Origin of the sequence: Phenylobacterium sp. (genome assembly GCF_036263695.1) — a bacterium.
GTDB lineage: Bacteria > Pseudomonadota > Alphaproteobacteria > Caulobacterales > Caulobacteraceae > Phenylobacterium.
The window spans coordinates 1-2,192 of record NZ_DATAGM010000199.1 but is presented as its reverse complement, the minus strand read 5'-3'; the positions used below and the strand labels follow the sequence as shown (position 1 = coordinate 2,192).

3 protein-coding genes are annotated in these 2,192 nt (G+C 74.7%); all 3 read left to right on the top strand.

Features of this window, described 5'->3' with window-relative positions:
• Positions 1 to 391: 391 nt before the first annotated feature.
• On the top strand, positions 392 to 667 hold the full coding sequence (locus VHK87_RS08060) for a hypothetical protein (protein WP_329634390.1): 276 nt from the start codon (positions 392 to 394) through the stop codon (positions 665 to 667).
• A complete protein-coding gene (locus VHK87_RS08055) occupies positions 664 to 909 on the top strand; it encodes a hypothetical protein (RefSeq protein ID WP_329634389.1) in 246 nt (81 codons plus the stop codon). Before VHK87_RS08060 ends, VHK87_RS08055 begins: the two co-directional genes overlap by 4 nt.
• A 53-nt stretch (positions 910 to 962) precedes the next feature.
• Positions 963 to 2,192, top strand: a 1,230-nt coding sequence (locus tag VHK87_RS08050; protein ID WP_329634388.1) for an MFS transporter, incomplete at its 3' end; no start/stop codon positions are given.

Genomic DNA, 2,192 nt, shown 5'->3' with positions numbered 1-2,192 from the left:
GCCTCCCATCGACCGGCGAAGGCGCCGGCTCGCCGGGCGGGACTCTGTCGCGATCTGCGTAAACAGGCAATGGACGTGCGCAGCGCGGGCTTGACGTAGCGCCTTTCAGCCCCTGCAATGGGGGCGGCGCGCAACGGCGCGCCCTATTCCCATTCAGCGTTTTGCACCCGCTGCGCGCGGCCGAAGCCGTGCGCGAGACCTTCGACGTGGGTCGGCGGGCCGACGGCACGCCGCTGCTCGTCGATGTCGCGAGCCCCGCGACGGCGCGACCCGGGCCTGTCGCGCTGCTGGTCCACGGTCCCGTTCCCGACGGGATGCGGGTGACGATGCGCACAGCGGCCATGTACGCGACTGGGCGGCCGCCCTGGCGGCGAGCGGCGTGGCGTCCTTGATGTTCGACCACACGCTCGGCTGGCCCGAGCTGCGGCTGGACCAGGCGCTGGCGGAGACGGACCAGGTGCTGGCCTGGCTCGCCGCCGAGGGGCCAGCGCGCGGGCTGGACCTCGCGCGCGTCACCGCAGTTCTGGTCTCCGGCGGTGCAGTCATGGCGGCTGAGCTGCTTAGTGGGGGGCGCCCATTGCGCCCGCAGCGGGCGGCGCTTGTTTCGTCGGTGGTCGGGGCGCCGCCTGGGTTTGGCGAGCCCACAGCCGAAGTCGCCCGCGGATGAGCCTGGCCGCCGCGGCGCCTGGGCTAGCCGCGGCTGGCGCCCGGCTGCTGGTCCTCCGTGCGGGCGGCGACCGGCCCGACTGGCTGGCGATGCTCGACGAGGCGGTCGCTGCCCTGCTGGCCGCTGACGCCGACCTGACCGTCTACAATCACCCAGGCGCGCCGCACTGCTACGAGCTGGCCCTTGAGAATGGGCGCACGCGCGCCGCGATTGAGCGGGTGCTGGCGCTCGCCGCCGCCTGAGCGCTTCCCAAAGCTACGCCGCCCCATTACCTGCGGCGGATGGAGCCGCCCCGATGACCGCCGCTGCGCCCGAACGGACGGGCTGGGCCGACGTGCTGGCCGAGGGGCGGGCGCCGCGCTTCGTGCTGATCTGCCTGGGCGTTTGGCTGGCGGCGGCCGACAGCCTGGTCACCGCCACCATCATGCCGGCGGTGGGCGCCTCGCTCGGCGGCTATGCCTGGTTCGGCTGGGCGACGGCGGGCTTCCTGCTGGGATCGGTGGCGGCGGGCGCGAGCTCCGGGCGGCTGGCCGAGATCGTCGGCCTGCGGGCCGGGGTGGCGGTGACCGCGGCGCTCTACGCGGCCGGGTGCGCGCTCTCGGCAGCCGCGCCCGACATGGCGACCTTCCTGGCCGGGCGGGTGCTGCAGGGGCTGGGCGGCGGCTGGGTGGCCGGGTTCAGCTCGGTGGCCATCGGCCTGCTGTTCCCCGACCGGACGCTCGCCAAGGTCTACGCCGCGGTGACGGCGGTGTGGGGGATCGCCAGCCTGCTGGGGCCGCTGTTCGGCGGCGTATTCGCGGACGCCGGGATCTGGCGCTGGGCGTTCTGGTCGTTCGCCATCCAGGGCCTCGCGGTCGGGATGGCGGCGCTGTGGATGCTGCCGAAGGGCGACGGCCGCAGGGCCGGGGCTGGCGTGCCCGTCTGGCAACTGGTCGTCATCGCCGTGGCGGTGGGCGCGATCGGCTTCGCGGACCTGGCCGGCAGCGCGGCCGGGGCGCTCGCGCTCATCGCGTTCGCCATGGTGCTGCTGGTGCTGCTGGTGCGGTGGGACGCCCGCGCGCGGGTGAGGATGCTGCCGCTCGCCTCCGGCGACCTCAGGACCGCCGCCGGCGCGGGGTACGCCACCATGTTCCTGATGACCGTGGCCTCCATGGGCTTCGCGATCTACGGCCCCGCCATCCTGCAGACCCTGCACGGCCTCTCGGCCACGGGAGCCGGATATGTGATCAGCGCCGAGTCCCTCGCCTGGACGGTGGCCGGCCTGGCGGTGACCAGCCTGGGCGGGCGCTGGCCCAACCGGCTGATTGTCGCCGGGGGCGTGGTCGCCGCGCTAGGGGTCGCCCTCTCCGCACCCGCCTTCGTGCGCGGCGGCGTCGTGTCCGTCGCGCTCGCCGGCGCCGTGCTGGGCGCAGGCTTTGGCCTGGCCTGGAGCTTCATGAGCCAGAAGATCATGGTCTCGCTGCCGGCCGAGGAGCGGGCGATCGGCGCGGCCGCCATGACCACCGTCCGGCTTACGGGCGCCGCC

Coding starts and splice junctions, on each gene's coding strand:
- VHK87_RS08060 (WP_329634390.1), top strand. CDS start 392: ATGTTCGACCACACGCTCGGCTGGCCCGAGCTGCGGCTGGACCAGGCG.
- VHK87_RS08055 (WP_329634389.1), top strand. CDS start 664: ATGAGCCTGGCCGCCGCGGCGCCTGGGCTAGCCGCGGCTGGCGCCCGG.